This window comes from Xenorhabdus aichiensis, from assembly GCF_028598775.1.
GTDB lineage: Bacteria > Pseudomonadota > Gammaproteobacteria > Enterobacterales > Enterobacteriaceae > Xenorhabdus > Xenorhabdus bovienii.
Genome location: NZ_JAQRFO010000058.1, coordinates 1 through 23,121 on the forward strand (window position 1 = coordinate 1; position 23,121 = coordinate 23,121).

18 protein-coding genes, 1 tRNA gene and 2 pseudogenes are annotated in these 23,121 nt (G+C 43.9%); 13 read left to right on the forward strand and 8 right to left on the reverse strand.

What is annotated here, in order from left to right:
* From PSI22_RS18580 to PSI22_RS18600, 5 genes and pseudogenes are all read left to right on the forward strand, one after another.
* Positions 1-418 (forward strand): purine-nucleoside phosphorylase (locus PSI22_RS18580; RefSeq protein ID WP_273581020.1); only part of this gene is annotated, 418 nt, incomplete at its 5' end.
* 74 nt (positions 419-492) lie between these two features.
* Positions 493-676: pseudogene (locus tag PSI22_RS18585) on the forward strand (hypothetical protein); the annotation flags it as partial.
* Positions 677-770: 94 nt separating this feature from the next.
* Positions 771-1,091, forward strand: a complete 321-nt coding sequence (locus tag PSI22_RS18590) for a heavy metal-binding domain-containing protein (protein WP_012987068.1) — start codon at positions 771-773, stop codon at positions 1,089-1,091.
* 588 nt (positions 1,092-1,679) lie between these two features.
* Positions 1,680-3,047 (forward strand): AAA family ATPase, encoded by a 1,368-nt coding sequence (locus PSI22_RS18595; protein ID WP_273581021.1) that lies wholly within the window; start codon positions 1,680-1,682, stop codon positions 3,045-3,047.
* A complete protein-coding gene (locus PSI22_RS18600; protein ID WP_273581023.1) occupies positions 3,040-3,666 on the forward strand; it encodes an HNH endonuclease in 627 nt (208 codons plus the stop codon). Before PSI22_RS18595 ends, PSI22_RS18600 begins: the two co-directional genes overlap by 8 nt.
* Before the next feature lie 108 nt (positions 3,667-3,774).
* Here the strand turns inward: PSI22_RS18600 and PSI22_RS18605 are convergent, their stop codons facing one another.
* The 3 genes from PSI22_RS18605 to PSI22_RS18615 all read right to left on the reverse strand — a co-directional run bounded on the left by PSI22_RS18605 (position 3,775) and on the right by PSI22_RS18615 (position 5,960).
* Complete coding sequence (locus PSI22_RS18605; RefSeq protein WP_273581025.1) at positions 3,775-4,587, reverse strand: hypothetical protein; 813 nt, start codon at positions 4,585-4,587, stop codon at positions 3,775-3,777.
* Between the two features lie 960 nt (positions 4,588-5,547).
* Positions 5,548-5,673: a hypothetical protein gene (locus PSI22_RS18610; RefSeq protein ID WP_273581027.1), complete on the reverse strand. Its 126-nt coding sequence runs from the start codon at positions 5,671-5,673 to the stop codon at positions 5,548-5,550.
* Positions 5,674-5,711: 38 nt separating this feature from the next.
* Positions 5,712-5,960 (reverse strand): hypothetical protein, encoded by a 249-nt coding sequence (locus PSI22_RS18615; RefSeq protein WP_273581028.1) that lies wholly within the window; start codon positions 5,958-5,960, stop codon positions 5,712-5,714.
* 378 nt (positions 5,961-6,338) lie between these two features.
* On the opposite strand from PSI22_RS18615, the gene PSI22_RS18620 reads away from it, so the two are divergent.
* Complete coding sequence (locus tag PSI22_RS18620; RefSeq protein ID WP_273581030.1) at positions 6,339-6,839, forward strand: DUF2569 domain-containing protein; 501 nt, start codon at positions 6,339-6,341, stop codon at positions 6,837-6,839.
* A 532-nt stretch (positions 6,840-7,371) separates the two neighbouring features.
* On the opposite strand, the gene PSI22_RS18625 is transcribed toward PSI22_RS18620, so the two are convergent.
* A complete protein-coding gene (locus PSI22_RS18625; protein WP_273581032.1) occupies positions 7,372-10,890 on the reverse strand; it encodes an AAA domain-containing protein in 3,519 nt (1,172 codons plus the stop codon).
* Positions 10,891-11,229: 339 nt separating this feature from the next.
* Positions 11,230-11,314 (reverse strand) — tRNA-Leu (locus PSI22_RS18630).
* A gap of 393 nt (positions 11,315-11,707) precedes the next feature.
* Here PSI22_RS18630 and ampH point away from each other — a divergent pair.
* Positions 11,708-12,925: a D-alanyl-D-alanine-carboxypeptidase/endopeptidase AmpH gene (gene ampH, locus PSI22_RS18635; protein ID WP_238099640.1), complete on the forward strand. Its 1,218-nt coding sequence runs from the start codon at positions 11,708-11,710 to the stop codon at positions 12,923-12,925.
* A gap of 96 nt (positions 12,926-13,021) precedes the next feature.
* Here ampH and lptG read toward each other — a convergent pair whose 3' ends face one another.
* Positions 13,022-14,098, reverse strand: coding sequence for an LPS export ABC transporter permease LptG (gene lptG, locus PSI22_RS18640; protein ID WP_038208282.1), 1,077 nt, complete (start codon positions 14,096-14,098; stop codon positions 13,022-13,024).
* Complete coding sequence (gene lptF / locus PSI22_RS18645; RefSeq protein ID WP_273581034.1) at positions 14,098-15,198, reverse strand: LPS export ABC transporter permease LptF; 1,101 nt, start codon at positions 15,196-15,198, stop codon at positions 14,098-14,100. Before lptF ends, lptG begins: the two co-directional genes overlap by 1 nt.
* Positions 15,199-15,478: 280 nt before the next feature.
* Here lptF and pepA point away from each other — a divergent pair, with 280 nt between their 5' ends.
* The 3 genes from pepA to PSI22_RS18660 all read left to right on the forward strand — a co-directional run bounded on the left by pepA (position 15,479) and on the right by PSI22_RS18660 (position 20,523).
* On the forward strand, positions 15,479-16,987 hold the full coding sequence (pepA, locus tag PSI22_RS18650; RefSeq protein ID WP_273581035.1) for a leucyl aminopeptidase: 1,509 nt from the start codon (positions 15,479-15,481) through the stop codon (positions 16,985-16,987).
* A gap of 160 nt (positions 16,988-17,147) precedes the next feature.
* Positions 17,148-17,612 carry a DNA polymerase III subunit chi gene (locus tag PSI22_RS18655; RefSeq protein ID WP_038182803.1) on the forward strand — a complete coding sequence of 155 codons (465 nt, stop codon included), beginning with the start codon at positions 17,148-17,150 and terminating at the stop codon, positions 17,610-17,612.
* 13 nt (positions 17,613-17,625) lie between these two features.
* A complete protein-coding gene (locus PSI22_RS18660; RefSeq protein WP_273581037.1) occupies positions 17,626-20,523 on the forward strand; it encodes a valine--tRNA ligase in 2,898 nt (965 codons plus the stop codon).
* Positions 20,524-20,630: 107 nt separating this feature from the next.
* Here the strand turns inward: PSI22_RS18660 and PSI22_RS18665 are convergent.
* Positions 20,631-20,771, reverse strand: a pseudogene (locus PSI22_RS18665) (recombinase family protein); the annotation flags it as partial.
* Between the two features lie 91 nt (positions 20,772-20,862).
* On the opposite strand from PSI22_RS18665, the gene PSI22_RS18670 reads away from it, so the two are divergent.
* From PSI22_RS18670 to PSI22_RS18680, 3 genes are all read left to right on the forward strand, one after another.
* A complete protein-coding gene (locus PSI22_RS18670) occupies positions 20,863-21,108 on the forward strand; it encodes an AbrB/MazE/SpoVT family DNA-binding domain-containing protein (RefSeq protein ID WP_012987048.1) in 246 nt (81 codons plus the stop codon).
* A gap of 101 nt (positions 21,109-21,209) precedes the next feature.
* Entirely contained in the window at positions 21,210-21,542 is a 333-nt protein-coding gene (gene mazF, locus PSI22_RS18675; protein WP_273581040.1) for an endoribonuclease MazF, read from the forward strand.
* 580 nt (positions 21,543-22,122) lie between these two features.
* A complete protein-coding gene (locus PSI22_RS18680) occupies positions 22,123-22,896 on the forward strand; it encodes an amino acid ABC transporter substrate-binding protein (RefSeq protein WP_273581042.1) in 774 nt (257 codons plus the stop codon).
* Positions 22,897-23,121 lie beyond the last annotated feature (225 nt).

Here is a 23,121-nt window from a genome sequence, read left to right on the forward strand (position 1 = left end):
CTTAACCGCAAACAATCCATTGATTGGGCCAAATCATTCCGATCTCGGTGTGCGCTTTCTTGATGTCAGCGAAGTGTATAACAAGGCATTGAGAAGCATCGTTATTGATGTGGCTAAAGAGCAAAACATCACGTTACGTCAGGGCGTTTATGCCTGGTGGACGGGGCCGACATATGAAACTCCTGCCGAAATCCGCATGATTAGAGCGCTTGGGGCTGATGCAGTGGGTATGTCAACGGTGCCAGAAGCACTGATTGCACGACATGCAGGGATTGATACAGTCGGTATCTCCTGCTTAACAAATATGGCATGCGGTATTCTGGATCAGCCTCTTAGTCATGAAGAAGTCATTGAAACAGCGGAAAAAGTAAAAGCGACGTTTATTAAACTGGTAGCAGAAACCATTTCTCGCTTCTGATTTTTCAGTCAAAATAGATTTCAAGTTGCGGAATAGTCGCAATCGCTTCTTTATCCGCTTTCACAGGATCGGGTTTACGACAAGATATCGGCTTTCGGATCAATCAACAATGAGAGCAATTGCGCTATCACGTAGCCGGCCGAACTAGACCCGATTGTCTCCCTTGATACAGTGCGCCACGCGTCTAGTGAGCAGGCTAAAGCCTATTATCGCGATTGGTATCAGCCACAACGTATGACACTCGTAGTGATCGGCAAGCTCCCGCGGTAATATAGCAAGCTCAGGTGGCAAATAAGGCCGCCTGAGTACCAAGAAAAAATACAAGTGATGTAATATCAAACGGAGATCGATTATGAAAAACACAACAACACCTACGCTGGAAGGCCATACCATCACGGAATATCTGGGTGTCGTCACAGGGGAAACGATTCTTGGGGTCAATATTATTAAGGATTTTTTTGCTGGGGTGAGAGATATCATCGGCGGGCGTTCTGGCGCTTATGAGAAAGAATTGAAAAATGCACGGGAAATCGCCTTCGCGGAAATGAATGCACAAGCCCAAGCGCTAGGAGCCAATGCGGTTGTCGGGATTGATATTGACTATGAGACAGTCGGCAAAAATGGCGGCATGTTGATGGTTACTGTCTCGGGGACTGCGGTGAAGATTGTGTAAAGAGGGATAGTAGGCAGGTTTAATCTATTACATGTAGGTTATCCGAAGTCAGGGTATCGCCGACGTTATCGATTATATCGACAGCTTTTATAATCTGAAGCGCCGTCATTATCGGTTGGGAAATATATCGCCGGATGAATATGAACACCGATTACAACAATGTACCTAAATTGGTGTCCGGTTTTAGTTGACCATTACACCCTTTCAGGCTACGGGAGTTTTGTTCACCACCTAAAGGCCGATCCTGACAAACGATGGATCGTTTTTGTTGAATAAGATATGAACAATTAGGTAAGGGGGAGTCAAACCGTTGCTGTGCCTCCTTCCCTTATTTTTTCCTGAATTTCTCCTCTCCTCACATCCATTCAAGATCAGGCAAAAATAGAATTTAAGACGTTACTGCATTACCAGTTACCGGGATAAATCGACCGAATTTATCATTTATTTCATAAATCTATTTAACAAATAATCATTCATACATATTTAATCAATGTGATCAAGGTAACATTTATTTAACTTTAACAAACGCCATATAAAATTTTCAATTAAAATGAACCGTACTAAAAAGTAAGCCAAGGATATGTAGAAATGATAAAAAGCATAACATATGAAGGAAAAAAAATTGAGTTATATAATAATATCAACAATAGAGAAAATATATTTTCTATTATTATAGGAAAGAATGGCACAGGAAAAAGTCGCCTGTTACAGTTAATTTGTGAAGAGTATTCAAATAATAACACTCCTAAAATAAAAAATTCTCCTTCTAGAATTATAGCCGTATCTACAACCCCCTTCGATAAATTCCCACTGAAGAATAATTTTAAAAAAGGGTATTACTATCAAGGAATTAGAGGAATCCAAGCCCAAACCATTAGTAAAGGATATATCTCTAAGTTTATAGGTGATTTTTTACTTGGTATAACAGAAAATAAAATAAATAGTTTATCCAAGGCGTTGAAATATTTGGGATATGAAGACAAAATAGCAATTTCATTTAGGTATATAGGAGGAAAAAGAATAGAAAATATAATAAATAGTAATAAATCAGATATAAATGAATCTTTAAAATATCATCCTTACTTCGAAAATATATTTTTAAATAAATTAGGAATAGTAAAAGAATATTCTACAAACAGAGGAGTTTATGAATTAAGATCTTATTTAGTTGAAAAGCTAATAAAAGGAAAAGAAGAAATAAATCAATTCTTAGTAAAAGATGATAAATCTCTACATGAATTATTTAAATCTATTTGTAATTCCCCATGGTTACATAATATAAGGAAATTGAAAATGAATATAATAGGGAAAAATGTAGAATTTAATAAAGAATTATCTCTTTCTAAGGATTTGATTAATTTAATTAATTCAGGTTTATTGAAAATTGAAAATATCATTTTAAAAAAAACAAACTCAAAAGAGGCATTTCATATAGATAGTGCTAGTTCAGGTGAGCAAAGTGTAATCATGAATATATTAGGTATTTCATCGGTTATAAAAGATAATTCACTAATTTTAATTGATGAACCAGAGGTTTGCCTACACCCAGAATGGCAAGAAAAATATATAAAATTGTTAATTGATATATTTAAAATAAATAAAAAATGCCACTTTATTATTACCACTCATTCTCCGCAAATCATTGCAAATTTAGGAGAAAAGAATTGCTTTATAACTTCAATAGAAGATGGTAAATATAAGAAATCCATAAATTACATTAACAAATCCTCTGATTTTCAGCTTGCGACATTATTTAATTCTCCTGGTTTTAAAAATGAGTATTTAACTCGATTATCTCTAAATTTATTATCTAAAATAATATCCGAAAAATCTGTAGACCATGAAGATAAAAAAATCATGGAAGAATTACTTTTGATAAAAAATAAATTGCATGAAAAAGATCCATTATTGGAGTTGATTACTTCATTAGATGAAATGGTAAAATACTATGGCTGATATTAACGAACCAATATCTTATAGTAATAACTCTACAGAATTTATCTGTAAAAAAAAATCGAATGCAAATTTTTCTCACACTCAATGGGATGAAGAAAATTTAAAAACAGTTAGAAAAGAAATAAGAGATTATTACAGAATGAAACAAAATGGTTGTTGTATTTATTGCCGAAATGAACTATCCATAACTTCACCAAGTAATTGTCATATCGAGCATATTGCCCCAAAATCCAGATATTTAAATTTCATCTTTGAACCTAGGAACTTATGTGTAGTTTGTGCTGATTGCAACACAATAAAAAAAGATAAAGAAATCAAAAATGAATGCGAAAACACTATATCATCAAGTGCTAAACTTTACCCTCGTAGCTCAAAGGCATTCAGCGTTTATCATCCTCATTTTGATTTTTGGCAGGACCATATTGTTAAATTTAATGGTGAAATTTATGCTGATTTAACAGATAAAGGTGCGAATACCATAAGAATATGTAGATTAAATAGACGCCTAAGAAAATTTGGTATTAATGAACAAATTATATCCAATTTAGATAAATTTCATTTAATGAATAAAATCATTGAAGAAAATAAAATTGAAAAATTTAAAGATTTTTTTAAATAATATTGTTATAGTAATCATAATATAATTTGAACTCACTTAATGAAATAATAAAAGCGCCGATTCAGACGCTTTTCATATAAATAATAATTTATTCATTATTATTTATGATTATTCTTCTTCTGGAGTGTAATTCCAACCGGACGAACCACCAAAAGTAGCACCACCGTATCCACTACTTTGAGTACCTAGCGCTCCTGAAGATTTAGCACCAACACCAAGTGCTCCTTGTACTTTTCCTGCGCCATTTAAAGAAGCTAATCCTTTAGTATTTCTCATTTGTTGCTTAAAGCTCCAGGTAACATCAGTGATAATCATACTTTTCTTAAGTGTATCAATGTCATTCATGTACATTCGCAATGAATATGGGATGGTAAAATCTTCTGTATAATTTACAGAAAATACATTCTTTCTTTGAAAAACAGAGCTACCTGCGTATTTAAGTGCTTTGACAGAGTGAGTTGTACAGTTAACTCCAGTTACATCATAAGTATCAATTACTTTTCCAAATCTCTGGGTGGATTCAGACACAGATGTACCACCTATGTTTTTACCCGTATGCCATAGACTTTTAAAATATCTCATTATTGCAAAAATATCGGTGTCTCTAATGTTATAAACTTGAGCTTCCATTCTATAAAGTTCGGTTGACATATATTCAATTGCTTCATTATTCTGTAACCAAATTAAAACACCATCGCCAGTTAGTCCTAATGAGCCGGTATCAGCATAACGACCATAGGTAAATACACTTATTCCACTTTCGGCATGAACGGAAATAAATGTATGGCCTGTACCCTTTGTTTCTACCCATAAAAAAATACCCTTAGGTAGCCATCGACAAGTCGTGTCATACATATTTAATGTATGAGAGTCGAGTTTGTCTAAAATTCTTGATTGTCTGATGATATCCCTATTGTTCATTTTTTCATCCTTGCAAGAATATAAATAATAATCATTGAGACAGGAAATAAAATTAATATCAAATGTATATCATGATTTTTAATTAATTTAAAAAAGATAGAAAAATTTAAAATGTAAATAAACGTAAAGATGTTATTTAGCAAGGTAATTAAAAAGACAGAAAAAATCATTCGTAAACTGTATCTTAGTTTATTTCTGAAAAAAAATATTGTAGTGCACAAAACAAATAGAAAATTGTTAGTCAGCATTACATAATCAGCAATCTGAATAAAAAAAGACAATTCAGATGGGGTGTATTCCTTACTTGTCCATAGAGTTATTATTTCTTTTATAGTTAAATCAATAGAAATAAATCCTATATTGCTAAAAATAAATAAAATTATTATTATCAACATATTAAATAATGACTTAATCCACATTTACCCCCCTCTTATCATTTTTGTCAGTTCGAAAACTAACCCCAACTAGAAAATTCTTTATATTACCCATGATAATTGCACATTTGTGATACACCGCAGGACAAGATATACCAGAATTATTTATATATTCTAGTATGATTGATAATAAAGAGGCAAAATCGTAATTAATATCGCATATTAAACAAATAGATATAGTTACCTATGTTACATTTTGTTTAAGACAACATATTTAACGCGCTACGCTTGTCTTCTCCGAGAATTAATTAACCCGATAACTCGGAGAGCTGAAAACACCTGCTAAGAAAACAATTTTTATCTAACCCTCCCTATTAGAGAATTAGTAATAAAACTGTTCACCCTATTCACCCAACCGTTCACCCAACCGTTCACCCCGAAAAGGAAAAGTAAGGTAAATAGTTGTGAATAGTTGTGAATAGTTTAAAAATAACTATTTATCCTATAATATATTGATATATCTTGCTTAAATTATAGAGTGAACACATTTTTATATTTCTTTGAAAAATTGCTGTAATCAAAAAAATTATTCTTTTGGCAGGCTATCCTTTGTCAATTTCGGCATCCACTCGATATCAGCATCAAGATTCAAGCTCAGATTGCTGCGAATACCCTGTTTGCTTTTCTTGCGCAGGTATTGCTGCCAGTACACCCGGCATATCCATGCCAAAACGAGTTACGGAAATCGGTTTATTCAGATTTCTTCGGTGCATCCCAGCCCATCAGGTCAGCCAGTTGTTTGATAGCCGCTTTCGGGTCATGCAATTTTAACTTGATGCCGTTCTTGCCTGTGGTCAGTTCTGAGATGGCGCTCAAGGCAGCGGGGTTCTGTAAGGCTGAGTCCTTGAATTGCCATGAGGCTTGGAAGACTGGCTGACCTTCTTCGTCTTCACCTATCTGACTGTTACGGAATTCAGCAATGTCATGGAAGAGAAACACGCCTCATCGTAGAAAGTCCCTCTAAGGCTTCCTGACGGGTCATGACAGCATCAGAAACGGCTTCTTGGTTCATGACAGCGAGAAAGGCTTTCACCTTATCAAAACTTATCATCCTGCTGGCTTGGACATGTGCAGAATCCCCCTCTGACTTACCTCCTGCCTTACGATAATCATCGACTTGGTTTAACCCTTTCAGAATACCCAGTACGAATTTTTGCTGTAGTGGAGTTAAGGCATCAAAGAGAACCTTTTGCTCCTCAGTGATGCTGGATTTTCTTTTTTGCCATTTTTCTCATCCTATTAAATCAGTTAGTTATTGCCTTAACTTTAAATTGCATTAGAATCAGTCAAATCATTTAAACCTAAAGGATTATTGATATGAACAAGTGGATTTGTACTAAATATGGTGAAAAGGAAATATCTCAAGACACAGAATATTGTGAAAAATGTGCAGATGAGTCTTTTAAAAAGATTGGGGGATGGCTTTATCTTCCTGCTATAGGTCTAATATTATCAGTAATTTTTATTATATATCAGTTCAAGATAGCGGCTGAGGTAGTGTCTAGAGTTGCATATTATTCTACCTTGCAGAATATAGTCATATTTACAATGGTTGCTAATATCATCTTACTCTTATTGGTTTTTCATACGGCCATTCTCTTTTTTAACAAATTAAAGCAAGCGCCTCGTTTCTGTATATTGCTCTGCCTATCAAATGTGCTCATACAGGGTATTACTATTTTCTTAATTACTAATGGGCTGGGGTACTCAATCGATTATGCCACCATATCACCTATTCTACAGGCTGTAGTTACCGCTGCTATATGGATACCTTATTTCATGATGTCAGTTAGAGTTAAAAAAACTTTTGTGAACTAACCATCTCTAACTCCCTTCTCTTATAAGCACCGGCAATCATTTTCAATATAGAAGTGGTTGCATTCTCCTACTGACACTGCGTCCTAACATACTCCTGCCACCCCAGTATCATTTGCTCTGAGGTGGCAATTTGTTTTCTGCTCTCCGGTTCCACACAATTTCTGCGTTCGCTGCCGTATCTTCCAAAATGTTTTTGGTTGAGCCACGGCACGAACCCAGCACATGATCCCTTTTTGCAAGTCACGTGAAATGCGGCACTGACGAGCTTGATGGACGAGTATGTTATTTTTACGCGCTATTGATCCTGGGGCATTGCGAATCACACCAATAGTTCAGCTATCTGGAAAAAATACCATAGTGATTACTGCCGATTAATGATTGTACTCGATGACATTCGCTTCTGAGCTATCACGGTAAAAACAATACCGGCACTGTGATAGTACCGGTATCCACAACGCGCTAAAACGTGATGTCAGAACTCATGCAACAAATTTAAGGTGCTCACTCCATATCTAAAGGGTTAGCACCCGTCTTACAACTGGCGCTGCTCCAGGCTGGTATAAATCGTTTTGATTTCACCTTTTAAGCTTTCGCCACGGTACACCATCGACGTATCGTACCGTTGATACTTCTCTTCTCGCGTGGCGCTGAACCAGTTAAACGAACCTACGCACAGTAGCCCCTCGTCTCCAATCACAATTTTACTGTGAACGCGATTGACCAGCTTCGTAGTGATGCCCATCTCGTTCAGCTTTTCCACAGCATCGTTAAGACGCTGCTGTTTATCTTTGCGCTTTTCATAATCGGCGTGTTCGGTATTAAAATTTCTGTCCGTCACTACAGTGATATCAATGCCGCGCGAGCGCGCATGACTCATCGACGTCAGAAAGCCGGTTTGTTCCAGCTTTTGCCAGGTCAACCAAGGGGAAACGATAGTAATGTTCTTCCCGATAGTGCCAAAGGTCTGGTTCAGAAACGCATCATGCTGCTCCACGCCGTGCAGGGTCGAGATCTGCGTTTGTGCTGCGCTTAAATCTTTGCGTTCCTGGAACTCAAACTGCAATGCGTTGCTGTCTGAAGCAAACAGGTATTTTGCCAGTAATCCTCGCGGCGAAGAGCCGGGCTGGATCTCAAACAGATCCATATCGCCGAAGACTAGGAAGCTATCTTTTGCGCGGGAGACGGCGACATTCAGCATGCTGCTGTCGCTGTCGATAAACCCGCCATCCTCATGTTTGGAATAGACCGGGGAAAAGATCACGATCGCTCTTTCGGCCCCCTGCAGAGAGTGCACTGTGCCGACCGTTAGCGAATCTTCATCACCGCTACAGTTAATGCCGAGCTTACGCAATGCCGCCTTGATGGCGTTGACCTGCACCGAAAATGGCGTAACTACCCCTACCACTTTATGCAGCGGCTTGCCGTAATGGCGTTCTATTTCCTCTTTATGCGCAGCTAGCCAGGCGGCTATCGTTCCGGCCTCAAAAGTATTGTAACGGCTTCCGCCATTTGCCTGCTGACCCAGGCCATCGATATGCAGATAGCCCATTGCCGGAAGGAGCGCCTCTTTTTCGGTCCCCCGTTTGGGTTGCAACTTACCGTGGTAGCAGAGCGCATTACAGTAGCCGATGATGTTATCGAAACAGCGACGGTGCTCATACAGGTACATCCCACGAACCAGGTCCGGGTCGTACTGGTAGCGAGAATTAAACTGGGCAACCTTCATGACGCTGCCCGACGCCGCGCTTTTACCTGAATCACACATCAGCGCATAGGCATCCGTCAGCTCTTCCTGGGTGCCGCCGGGAAGGATGTTCTCTTCCACCATATTACCCATATCAATTCCGGGCAAACTGTTCCAGATAGGCGCGATCTGCTTCGTATCGCCGATCACTAACGCTTTTTTCGCCAGTGCGAAGGAGGCTGCAGCTACCTCCGGGAGCACCTGCCCCGCTTCATCAACGATCAACAGATCGGCAAGATTATAAAAATAGCTGTTATCAAACTGCTTCGCCCCGCCTGTAGATTCGCGGGTTTTCATATGGAACGGTAGCATATAGCAAGTCATCACCACACAAGGTGTGAGCTTCATCCTACGTTGCCAGCGGGCCTTTACGGCTTTCGCACCCTTGAGTTTTTTTTCATCCCCAAGATTATCAATGGCGGTCATATCCATCAACCAGCGGCCTTCCCAGTAGTGGGTTGCCAGAAGGAACGCCGGGAAGCGGATCTGTGTATCTGCAAGCTCGTCGGCCCCGGCCAGATTCAGTTCCTCTTCGCCCGTATGCCCCAGTGACTGGGTCAGGTCGTGCCAACATCGGACAGCCTCGCTTTCGCGCCGGGAAACGTCCTGAGCAAGATCGATTTGCTGCTGGTACTCGCCCTGCTCTTTTTGCGCCTGAGCAATAAGGCCATCGATATACGTATCGATGCCTTCCGGCGCAGTGCCTTGGAACGCGGCCATTCTTGTGCCAAACGTAGCGTCCAGGAAGAGGTTAATCTGATAGTGGCGCTTAGTGCGAACGGCGGGAATCCAAGAGAAAAACGCATACAGCATAGACTCACCGGCGCGATATTGCTGCCACTGCTTTTTGCCTTGGGTTAAAAGCGCTATTGCATTCGTGCTGTCGAGCAGTAACGTACTCTTGTCCTGAATATACTGGTCTAGATCTTCGCTGATGGCGCTCCGCTCCTGGCGGATGCGGTTTAGACTGTCCCATGCTGGCTCGATTTGCTTAAGCTGCGCGGACTGCTCGGTTAAACGCTCATGCAGAAGATCCACGACGCGTTCGGGGGAGCTACATTCCACCGACGGGAACGCCGCTCTTGCCCTTTCAAGATAGAAGACCTGCGCATCTTCAACATACTCGGTAGATTCAACGCGGTTGAAAAAGTCATCCGTTTGGTATTTTTTCACAGCCTCGGCCTTACGGCCCGAAGACGGGAAGTAAGCGCCATAGCTTTTCAGCTCAGGTAGCCAGCGCCCGGCCATTGCTCCGGTGCCGGTGGCAAAATCTTTACCGAACGCTTCAATGATGTTGGTTACAGCCTGATTGTTGGTTGATGTGGCAATCACCACCGGCGGTTCGGTTTTATTGAGGGCAGCTCTTGTCCATTCGGTGGCAATGATAGAGAGAACCAGAGTGGTTTTTCCGGTTCCCGGCGGGCCGTTGACGGCGAGGATATCACCCGGCTTCTGGGTGAGATAATGGCTCAGGGCATCGCGCTGCGCTACAGCCAGTGGGAACTCATCCCCAGAATGCCCCAGACGCTCACTGAACTTTGCATTGGCGGCAAGGAGAGGTTCTACGGGGGGCATTTCCGTCGAGGCAAAGCGCGTCAGTAACGGAACCTCTTTTTTACACATCAGCAGATGATCGTATAGGGGAAGGATATGGATGCTGGCCCCGCCGGGCTGGTTCGCTTTGATAACATAGCCATATCCAGCCGGTTCGTATTGCTCGTGGGTGGCGATCCATTTTCCGGCCACGTTTTCCAGGAGACTGTTTGTCTCAGTCAGGTACTTTTGCCACTGCTGCTGATGCTTTTCATAACGCTTAGCCCGCTGCTCATCATTTTCCTCACGGTGTTGCTGTTCGTCATCCGCACCAAAGGTGGCCGAATTATGCGTGGTTTTGTATCTGTCGTATTGCACCATCTCGCCAATTGAGAAGGTGCCTTTGGGGAGCGGTTCGAGTAGGTCTCGAGGAATGGTGGTTGGCGCTGTGGGAAACAAAAAGCCTTCGCGGTTCAAGAGAGCGGAGGTTACCAATGGTGTGACGATACCTGGCGCGCCTGCCATCCGCTCTTTTCCATGCTTTAGCAGGCGGATCCAAGCTTTTGGTCGTAACAATACCTCGACTGTTTTAACCGCGTCGCCTTCACCCTCAAAGAACCTGCGAACGATCTCCTCATCCAGCCGTCCCGTGGTAATGTCCGTCCAGCGGGTGAATTTATCCGCATCTTTACGCTCAAACGCCCCTTTGCCAGACTCGGCATCTGCTAAGGAGTTACGCCAGTATGATGCAAACCCCTGAGTGTTCCTGTCCATTTCCCATCCCGTAAATTAATAAAAAATTATTGATTTCGTTGATATAAATACAGCACATGGTTAAGCATTCTCCATAATGCGAACGCAATCGCAATAATTTGTTTGTGTTGGGAAGGGAATTGGCATGCTACGGGTGTATTTGTTGCGATTGGTCAGTTAGGCTCAACATCCTAAAATGAATCTCAATATCGTCCAACGGAAAATACAGATACAGCTAAATATGCATTAGCTTGTTGATTGAATCAGGTTGACTTATGTTGAATGGAAAAGCGAGAAGAGCCCTTACGGGGACTGGATTTCAGACATAAAAAAAGACGCCTTTTAGCGTCTTAATTTATGTGGTGCCGAAGGCCGGACTCGAACCGGCACACCCGAAGGCGGTTGATTTTGAATCAACTGCGTCTACCGATTTCGCCACTTCGGCACTGAAGTATTCGAGAAGTACTCGGAAAACGGAGGCTATTATACCTGTCAGAAGTCCATTCGCAACACTTATCCTTTCAATCTTGTTCAAGTGTCGAAAAAAAAAGCACATCTAATCCTTTCCCATCAAAAACGCTCAAAACCCGACCATCTCCCTTTCAACCAGCACAAATCACTCGCCCATAATCCCCGTCTACCAATAGACAACCTTTAAACACCTTATATAATTCCACAACAACACACCGCTCTGAGGTAAACAATCATGTCTATTATCGGCTATATTTTTATAGGTATCCTTGTGGGTATCATTATTGGCGCTGTCATAGCGCTGTTTAAGAAAAAGAAATAACGACGTTGTTCCAATTAAACGCTCCCTGATTGGTTAATCCAAAAAATGAACAAACAGTTATATAAACTTTTTGCTGTTTCAGCCCTGTCATGGGCGCTTTCGGCTTGTGCTGCCCCCGATAATGCACACCAGAATAATTTTCCGCAATCAGGCAAGAAACCCGCAAAGTGGCAAGTTTTTGAGGGTGATGATAATACCAAGAAAATGGCCTCATCTCTGGTCGACCAGTATGCGCAGTCAATCTTTGATGAAGGTAATCCGTTGGGGATGGCGATGGTGATTATCGATAATAATCAGGTGGTGCATCGCAGTTTCGGGGAGACTTATCCAGGGAGTGGAGCCCGTCCGCGTCAGGATTCGGTGATCCGCCTTGCTTCGATAACTAAGCTGATGACCAGCGAGGTTATGATTAAGCTGGCACAGAAGGAACGCCTCAAGATCACCGATCCGTTGCAGAAGTACACTTATTATGGTGTGCGTGTACCCGATTATGCGATGACTCAACCGATCCGTCTGTATCATCTGGCCAGCCATACCAGCGGCCTGCCACGAGAGCAGCCGGGTGGAAAATGGGGGCGGCCGGTGTTTATCTGGCCAACACAATCAAATCGCTGGGCTTGGCTAAAAACAGCAGGTATGAATGCCGCTCCCGGTACAACGGCTTCGTATTCCAATCTGGCTTACGATTTACTAGCGGATGCGCTCTCTAAAGCCACGGGGGAACCCTATACCCGTCTGCTACAAGAAGAAATCACCCGTCCTTATCGCATGAAGGATACGACGCTGACGCCCTCTCGTTCCCAATGTGCTCGTTTAATGGAAGGGGTTAAACCCAGTCCCTGTCTCAGTACTATCGCAGCAGCAGGCAGTGGCGGGATTTATTCGACTCCCGTAGATATGCAACGCTGGATGCAGCAGTTTTTATCCTCCCACAATCAGTTGAGGAAGAAGACTGCCAGCCGTGAGCAGGGTATCTATTTTAAACGTGAAAATCTGACGTCAATCACAGGAATGGATGTCGCGGGTCAAGCAGACGGGATCGGGCTGGGCTGGGTATATATGGATGCCAAAAAAGGGGTGCCGGGCATCTATCAGAAAACCGGCGGTGGCGGCGGATTCAATACCTATATGGCCATGATCCCTGAGCAGAATATCGGTGTGTTTGTGGTGATGACGCGCAAGGAACAAAGCAAATTCAGCCGTGTCACTAACGGGGTGAATGAACTGGTCGCAGCATTATCACGAAATCATGGGAAGTTATAGTTCTGTCGTGAATATCGTGTGTTAGAGGCATGTTCTTGAAAAATCACAGCCAGAGATTTGTAGGTGTAAAGCTCAGGCTGTGATTTGTGATGAACGTTATTTTCGATGCAGAAGGAAGTAAACACTCACTACGAAGAATAACAGACTCGGCAGCAGCGCTCCCAATAGCGGTGGCATGCTGTAAACCAAGCTTAATGGGCCAAATATCTCATTCAAGACATAAAATATGAAGCCTGTACTGATACCCGCAATGACCCTGACTCCCATTGCCACACTGCGCAGTGGCCCAAAGATAAAGGAAAGTGCCATCAGCATCATGACCGCAACAGACAGAGGGGCAAAGACTTTCTTCCACATATTGAGCTGGTAACGACCAGCATCCTGTTGCCCCTGCTTCAGGTAAGTAATGTACTGCTGAAGCCCGCGAATGGAGAGTGCATCCGGATCAAGAGCGACTACGCCCAGTTTTTCCGGTGTCAGCAAGCTTTTCCATTCAGCAGAAATACGCTGTGAGCCAGTGATCCGGCCAATCTGACGTAAATCAGACTCTTCAACCTGAGATAATTTCCACTGCCTGTTATTTTGGTCATATACCGCAGTAGCCGCATATTTTACTGACAGCAGTTTTTTGTTGTCATCAAAATGATAGATACTGACGTCTTTCAGGGCATTATCCTTGTCTACACTCTTAATATAGACAAAATCATTACCATCTTTCGCCCACATCCCTTTGGCGGTGGACATCAGGGAGCCACCAAACATCTTCTGGGAACGGTAGTTACGGGCGATCTGTTCCCCCTGTGGGGCGACCCATTCACCGATCACCATTGTCAGCAATACCAACGGGATCGCGGTTTTCATGACTGAACCCGCTACTTGCAGGCGAGTAAAACCAGAAGCCTGCATAACCACCAGCTCACTGCGCGTTGCCAGCATCCCCAGACCCAATAATCCCCCAAGCAGCGCCGCCATCGGGAAGAAGATCTGGATATCTTTGGGAACACTCAGCAGCGTATAGATACCAGCGGCAAACGCGCTATATTCCCCCTGCCCAACCTTGCGAAGCTGATCGACAAACTTGATGATGCCGGAAAGCGACACCAGCGTGAACAGCGTCATCAAAATGGTTTGCAGGATAGTCCGCCCAATATATCTGTCCAGTACCCCAAACATCAGGCCGCTCCTTGATTCTTAAAGCGAGAACGCAGTTTGCGCATAGGTACGGTATCCCACATATTGAGCGCCAGCGCCAAGGCAAAATAGGCTCCGTTGACCAGCCACATCCAGAATGCGGGGTCGAGTTTACCCCTGCCACCATTGGAGCGCAGAGAACTTTGCAGCAGGAAGAAAATCAGGTAAAGCAGCATAGCAGGCAGCATACTGAGCACACGCCCCTGACGCGGGTTCACGGCACTCAATGGAACCACCATCAGCGCCATGACCAGCACCGACACAATCAAGGTCAGGCGCCAGTGCAGCTCTGCACGGGAATCTTCGTCACCCTTGTGCCAGAGTTGGGAGAGTGTCTTCTGCTCAACTTTATCGCTATCAATATCAGCGGCTTTGTGCCCAATCACCGCCTGATAATTTTTGAAATCGGTAATACGGAAGTCACGCATCAGTGCAGTGCCTTCATAACGCATCCCCTGATGGAGTACCGCGACCTGATTACCATTCGGACGCTCTTCCATATGGCCGCCATCCGCAATCACCACGGAAGGACGCTGATTATTCACCGGACGGAGCTGGGCAAGGAACACATTCTCAAAATTATTGCCCTTGACGTTACCGATATACAGCACCATGTTGCCATCACGGGAAGGCTTGAACTGACCTTCCATCATGGCCGCAAGACTTGGGTTGGCTTTTGCATCCGCCAATACTTGCTCTTGGTATTTAGAAGACCACGGAGTGAACCAGAGAACGTTAGCCGCCGCCAGCATCGATGTGAACAGGGCCAGAATCAAGGCCGATTTTACCAACACACCGTTGCCCAACCCACAGGCATGCATGACGGTAATTTCACTTTCGGTATAGAGTTTGCTGAACGTCATTAATACCCCAAGAAACAGACTCAGGGGTAAAATAAGCTGCGCCATTTCCGGCACACCTAAACCTAACAAGGATAGAACCAAATTTGCGGGAACACTTCCTTCTACCGCCGCCCCCAATACTTCAACTAATTTTTTGCTGAAGAAGATCAGCAATAAGATGAAAAGTATTGCGATTTGGCTTTTCAGAGTTTCCCGTACTAGATATCTAATGATGATCACGCTTATTACGCCTGTGAAAACTTGTCTTTTTGCAGGAAAGTCGCTAACTTCGTCGTATATCTACCATTTATATGCATCAGTTTGGCTTCCCCATTGCTAAAATGATACCAAAGCATCCCATATATTGGTTCCTAATTAGAACACACTTATCGTTAGCTAAGTACCAAAAAATAATGTAGTGAGCTTAACATAACAGTGAATTTTCTTTGGGATGAATTAATGCGCAACGTGATATTTTAGCGATTGTATCCGTCTTTGTCTTTAAGATTCAGGAGAACGCATGGAGTTTAGTGTAAAAAGCGGTAGTCCGGAGAAACAGCGCAGTGCGTGTATTATTGTCGGCGTGTTTGAACCTCGTCGTCTTTCCCCTATCGCAGAGCAACTTGACAAAATAAGTAACGGTTATATCAGTGCCTTACTACGCCGTGGTGAACTTGAAGGCAAAGTGGGTCAATCCCTGCTGCTTCATCATGTTCCTAATGTGCTGTCTGAGCGCATTTTGCTGGTTGGTTGCGGAAAAGAGCGTGAGCTGGATGAGCGCCAGTATAAGCAGATTATCCAGAAAACCATCAGTACCCTCAATGAGACCGGCTCTATGGAAGCGGTCTGTTTCCTGACGGAATTACACGTCAAGGGGCGCAATAACTACTGGAAAGTACGTCAAGCGGTCGAAACAGCAAAAGAATCACTCTATGTTTTCGATCAGCTTAAAAGCAGCAAAAACGAACTGCGCCGCCCATTACGTAAGATCGTGTTCAATGTGCCAACCCGCCGTGAATTAACCAGCGGCGAACGCGCCATTCAGCATGGCCTTGCCATTGCATCGGGTATCAAAGCGTCGAAAGATCTGGCAAACATGCCGCCGAATATCTGTAATGCCGCGTATCTGGCATCACAGGCGCGCCAGCTTGCTGACACTGCCGACAATCTGAATACCAAGGTGATTGGCGAAGAGCAGATGAAAGAGCTGGGCATGAATTCCTATCTGGCGGTCGGTCAAGGTTCCCAGAATGAATCTCTGATGTCCGTGATCGAGTATAAAGGCAGCAAAGACGCCAATGCGAAACCCATTGTATTGGTGGGCAAAGGGCTGACTTTCGATGCCGGCGGTATTTCTCTCAAACCAGGCGAAGGCATGGATGAGATGAAGTATGACATGTGTGGCGCAGCTTCTGTTTATGGTGTCATGCGGGTTATCGCGGAGCTACAACTGCCGCTCAATGTTATTGGTGTATTGGCAGGATGCGAAAATATGCCGGGTGGGCGCGCCTACCGTCCGGGAGACATTTTGACCACCATGTCCGGCCAGACGGTTGAAGTCCTGAACACCGATGCAGAAGGCCGCCTGGTACTGTGTGATGTGTTGACCTACGTTGAGCGTTTCGATCCAGAACTGGTCATTGATGTGGCTACCTTGACTGGCGCTTGTGTCATTGCGCTGGGCAGTCACTACACCGGGCTGATGTCCAACCATAACCCGCTGGCGCATGAACTGCTGAATGCCTCAGAACTGGCTGGAGATCGTGCATGGCGCCTGCCGATGGCTGACGAATATTTCGAGCAGCTCGATTCCAATTTTGCAGATATGGCAAACATTGGTGGACGTGCAGGCGGAACGATTACCGCAGGCTGTTTTCTGTCCCGCTTTGCGACCAAATACCATTGGGCACATCTGGATATTGCAGGCACAGCATGGCGTTCAGGTAAAGCCAAAGGAGCAACAGGTCGTCCGGTTGCGCTCTTAGCACAATTCCTGTTAAATCGTGCAGGCTTGAATGCGGATGATTAATACCCCTGCCCCCTTTTTGTTGCCTAACAGTTCGACATAAAAGGTGTAGTCTAAAGGTATCAAGGGAATCAACGGAATTAAGGGTATTGCGGCTGCAATACCCTTTTGTATCGCTTTTCCCATCATTTTTCTGTAACCCATTCTCTGTAATCATGAGACTATGAAAAACGCCACCTTCTATTTATTGGAAAAGCTCTCACAGGAACAATCATCGTCTTCTGATGAATTACAGCCACATGAATGGCTGGCATGCCAGCTTGCCGCTGATCAATGGCGGGCAGGGAAGCGGGTTCTGATTGCTTGTGAAAGCCAGCAGCAGGCCGAAAAACTGGACGAAGCATTATGGCAGCGAGAGCCGAGTCAATTTGTACCGCACAACCTTGCCGGAGAAGGCCCTCGTTATGGTGCCCCTGTGGAGTTGTGCTGGCCGCAGAAAAGGAGCAATGTTCCCCGCGATATTCTGGTAACACTGCTTCCTCACTTTGCAGACTTTGCCACGGCTTTCCATGAAGTGATAGACTTCGTCCCTATTGATGAAAATCTGAAACAGTTAGCGCGCGAACGATATAAAGTTTATCGTAGCGTCAGCTTTAATTTGACCATGGCAACGCCGCCAACCTATTAAATATCAAGACAAAATGGAAAAGACACCCGCTAACCAAACGCAATCTGAGCCATCTCTCGATAAAACCTATAATCCGACAGAGATAGAGCAACCTCTTTATAACCACTGGGAAAAGAACGGTTATTTCAAACCGAATGGCGATACCAGCCGTGAAAGTTTCTGCATCGTCATTCCTCCGCCAAACGTCACTGGCAGCCTACATATGGGGCATGCTTTCCAACAGACCATCATGGATACCATGGTGCGTTATCAGCGCATGCAGGGCAAAAATACCTTGTGGCAAGCAGGTACTGACCACGCAGGTATCGCAACGCAGATGGTCGTTGAGCGCAAAATCGCGGCCGAAGAAGGTAAAACCCGCCACGATTATGGCCGTGACGCCTTTATCGACAAAATTTGGCAATGGAAAGCGGAATCGGGTGGCAATATTACCAACCAGATGCGCCGTCTGGGCAACTCCGTGGATTGGGAGCGTGAACGCTTCACTATGGATGAAGGCCTGTCAAAAGCGGTTAAAGAAGCCTTTGTCCGCCTGTATCAAGAAGACCTGATTTACCGTGGCAAACGTCTGGTCAACTGGGACCCGAAACTGCGCACCGCAATTTCTGACTTGGAAGTTGAAAACCGCGAAGTGAAGGGTTCCATGTGGCACCTGCGCTACCCGCTGGCTGATGGCGCCAAAACTGCCGAAGGCAAAGATTATCTGATTGTCGCCACAACTCGTCCAGAAACCCTGCTGGGGGATACCGGCGTTGCCGTTAACCCAGAAGATCCGCGTTATAAAGATCTGATTGGCAAAGAGATCATCCTGCCTCTAATGAACCGTCGCATTCCTATCTTAGGCGATGAGCATGCGGATATGGAGAAAGGCACCGGCTGCGTGAAAATCACGCCAGCGCACGATTTCAATGACTATGAAGTCGGTAAGCGTCACAGCCTGCCAATGATCAATATTCTGACATTTGACGGCGATATCCGTGACGAAGCGGAAATTTTCGATACCAATGGCGAAGCCTCTGACGTTTACTCGGCTGACATCCCTGCCGAATACCGTGGCATGGAGCGTTTCGCTGCCCGTAAAGCGATTGTGGCCGAATTTGAAAAACAGGGTCTGCTGGTAGAAACCAAGCCTCATGACCTGACTGTACCTTACGGCGACCGTGGCGGCGTGGTAATTGAGCCAATGTTGACTGACCAATGGTATGTCCGCACTGCTCCGCTGGCAAAAGTGGCGCTTGAAGCCGTTGAAAATGGCGATATCCAGTTCGTGCCGAAACAATACGAGAACATGTACTACTCCTGGATGCGCGATATTCAGGATTGGTGTATCTCTCGTCAATTATGGTGGGGTCATCGCATCCCTGCATGGTACGACGCTCAAGGCAACGTCTATGTTGGCCGCGATGAAGAAGAAGTTCGCCGTGAAAACAATCTGGGTGCGGATATTGCCCTGACCCAGGACGAAGACGTACTGGATACTTGGTTCTCCTCTGGCCTGTGGACATTCTCCACCCTCGGCTGGCCTGAGCAGACCGAAGCCCTGAAAACCTTCCATCCGACCAATGTGCTGGTCAGTGGCTTCGACATTATCTTCTTCTGGATTGCCCGCATGATCATGATGACCATGCATTTCATCAAAGATGAAAACGGCAAGCCGCAGGTTCCGTTCAAAACCGTGTACATGACCGGCCTGATCCGTGATGACGAAGGCCAGAAGATGTCAAAATCCAAAGGGAACGTTATCGATCCGCTGGATATGATCGACGGTATTTCGCTGGAAAATCTGCTGGAAAAACGTACCGGCAACATGATGCAGCCACAACTGGCCGAGAAAATCGGCAAACGTACGGAAAAACAGTTCCCGGAAGGCATCGAAGCCCACGGTACTGACGCCCTGCGTTTCACACTGGCGGCACTGGCTTCTACCGGACGTGATATCAACTGGGACATGAAGCGCCTGCAAGGTTATCGCAACTTCTGTAACAAGTTGTGGAACGCCAGCCGTTTCGTGCTGATGAATACTGAAGGGCAGGATTGCGGTCAAAATGGCGGAGAAATGTCCCTGTCACTGGCCGATCGCTGGATTCTGGCTGAATTCAACCAGACCGTGAAAACCTACCGTGAAGCGCTGGATACCTACCGTTTTGACATTGCCGCCAACATTCTTTACGAATTCACATGGAACCAATTCTGTGACTGGTATCTGGAACTGTCAAAACCGGCTATCAACAAAGGCTCAGAGGCAGAAGTCCGTGCGGCTCGCCATACGCTGATTGAAGTCTTAGAAGGCCTGCTGCGTCTGGCGCATCCAATCATTCCATTTATCACCGAAACCATCTGGCAGCGCGTGAAAGTGGTGAAAGGCATTAATGCAGATACCATCATGCTGCAACCCTTCCCTGAATTTGATCAGGCGAAAGTGGACGAGCTGGCGCTGAGCGATCTGGAATGGATCAAAGAAGCCATCATTGCGGTACGTAACATTCGTGCAGAAATGAACATCGCGCCAAGCAAGCCGCTGGAGGTTTTGCTGCGTGATGCCAATGCGGATGCACAGCGCCGTGTGGCTGAAAACCTCAACTTCATTCAGGCGATGGGTCGTCTTGCTTCCGTCACCGTTCTGGCGGCGGGCGAAGAAGCCCCTGTTTCTGTCACCAAGCTGATCAACAGTGCAGAAATACTGATCCCAATGGCCGGTCTGATCGATAAAGACGTTGAACTGGCACGTTTGGATAAAGAAATCGAGAAGCTGGATAAAGAAATCAGCGCGATTGAAGCCAAACTGTCTAACGACGGTTTTGTCAGCCGTGCGCCGGAGGCCGTTGTTGCCAAAGAGCGTGAGCGTCTGGCAAGCAACAATGCGGCAAAAGAGAAATTACTGGCACAGAAAGAGACGATTTCTGCGCTGTAATCTTTCTTGATTGAACTTCATTCAAGTTAAGCCACTGCATTTAGTTGCAGTGGCTTTTTTCATAGTCCACTTTAACGACCGTTTATATGAACTTAATTTTATGGTTTTTTGACTGTTTCCAGTCCTGCGCGGGTAGATTCAACTATAAGTTCTCGCTTCATTTCCGCAAGACTCGCCATCACATGAAAAGAACGGTCTGAAGACATACCAGTATCTATAGCATCAGTCAGACTCTTAAATCGAACACCGGATAACAAACTATAATGTATCGACAATGTTGACACATGCGGTTTATTGTTTAATATATAAAAACTACATAAACGTTGTGAGGGTATAACAATGTCACAAGTTATCGTTAAAAAATGGGGCAATAGCCCGTCAGTAAGGCTTCCGGTTTCAATTATGAAAGCAGCGTCTCTGAACGTCGATGATACTGTTGAAATTACTGTAGAAGATGGGCGTATCGTGATTGTGCCTGTGCGCGCTAAAGAATATACGCTTGATGCGTTGCTTTCCGGTGTTACAAACGAAAATATTCATGAAGAAATTTCCTTCGGAAAACCAACTGGCAAGGAGCTATTGTAATTAGAATAAGTCACTGTTTTAATCCTTTGGATGTAATCAGAACCTCAGAAGGAATAAGTTTTGTAATCAAATTGTTGGAAAGGCAAAGAGGATGAGTTTCAATGAAATCAAAGTATGTACCAGAAGCTGGCGATATTGTATGGCTTGATTTTGATCCGCAAGCAGGGCACGAGCAAGCAGGACACCGCCCTGCATTGGTTCTTAGCCCTGCTATTTATAATGGTCGGATAGGGCTGATGTTATGTTGCCCCATGACCACTAAGATCAAAGGCTACCCTTTTGAAGTAAAAGTAGAAAGTGAAGAGGATAGTGCAGTACTGGCTGATCAGGTAAAAAGTTTAGACTGGCGCGAGCGCAATGCTACAATAAAAGGAAAAGTATCGGCTTCCGTGCTTTCAGAGGTTAAAGCAAAAGCTAAAGCGTTAATAGGCTGATATCAAGGAAACATCAGCGAGCGTTATGACCAATGCTACCCGCTTAGAGTGCTTTAAACTCCATTCTCTTAGGTAACTCCTTATCCGGAAATATCCTATTTTCACAATGATAATCAACATAGCTTATAGGCCATTTTACATACAAAAGCCATGTGGAGTTGTACTCTGAATACGTCAACCAGTTTAATGGACTTCATTCAAGTTAAGCCACTGCATTTAATATTGCAGTGGCTTTTTTCTTTTCACAGAATGTATTAACGCAATAGCCAATGAATAACAATAAAAAATACCAGCGAAAAAACAGGATTTTTAATATTGAACACGTATACTTTCTGACAAAATAGGCTAATCCAACCGTGACTAAAGCAATTAAATAGTTAATATCAAAATTATGAATTAATTCACTCAGGGATAAATAATTAACTTTAGTTATTACTATGGAGAAAATATTCCAACACATCACATAGAAAATATCACATACACAATATCATATAACGTTATCTTCTATACAAAGCCTTTGTCATTACCGCTATATTGGGAATAATTCAAAAAAACAATAATTCCCCCTTGGAGAAATATAATGAAAATCGTACTCAACATACTACTGGCAACTATCATCCAATTAGGCATCACCCAACTGGCGTATGCAAAATCCACCTTTGATAATATCCAATCCACAGGCGTATTCAGAATCGCGACAGAAGGAGCCTATGCGCCCTTCAGTTATCATGATACTTCCGGCAAGTTAACCGGTTTTGATGTGGAAATTGGCCGCGAAATTGCTCTGCGCATGAAAGTAAAGCCTGAATTTATTGAAGGCAAGTGGGATGGTTTGATTGGTGGCCTTGATGCCGGACGTTCCGATGCGGTTATGAATCAAATCGCCATTACACCAGAACGCGAGAAAAAATATAGCTTTTCCCTGCCCTATGTCATTTCTGAAGCGGTGCTGATTACCCGAAAAGATAATCATGACATTAAAACTTTCAGTGATTTAAAAGGCAGAACCTCCGCCCATACCCTGACTAATAACTTTGCCCAGATTGCCCGCCATTACGGTGCAGAAATTATCGGAACCAATGGCTTTAGTCAGGAAGTGGAACTGGTCAGCACAGGCCGGGCGGATGCCACTATCAATGATAAACTTTCTTATCTCGACTATAAAAAACATCGCCCGGATGCACGGGTAAAAATTGTGGCGGCCGATACCAACGCAGCACAAACCGCCGTGCTGCTGCGTAAGAGTGATCCTGAATTAAAAGCGGCCGTTGATAAAGCGATTACTGAAATTAAAAACGATGGCACTTATCAGCGGATTTGGGATAACTATTTTGGCGGAGAGGTGGCTGAATAATCAGAATAAGGTTATGGGTGTTTTTTAATTATTCATAGGCCATTGAAATTAAAAAACACTTTTAATCTCGCGTTTCTTACAGGATCTATTATTTAATCAAGTTACATATAATAAAAACACCAAATAAAATCATCACCTTTATATTATATTAACTTCCCACCCTCAATAAAAAATAAATAAAATGAAACTAAAAAATAAATTATTAAAATATCATACCTATATATC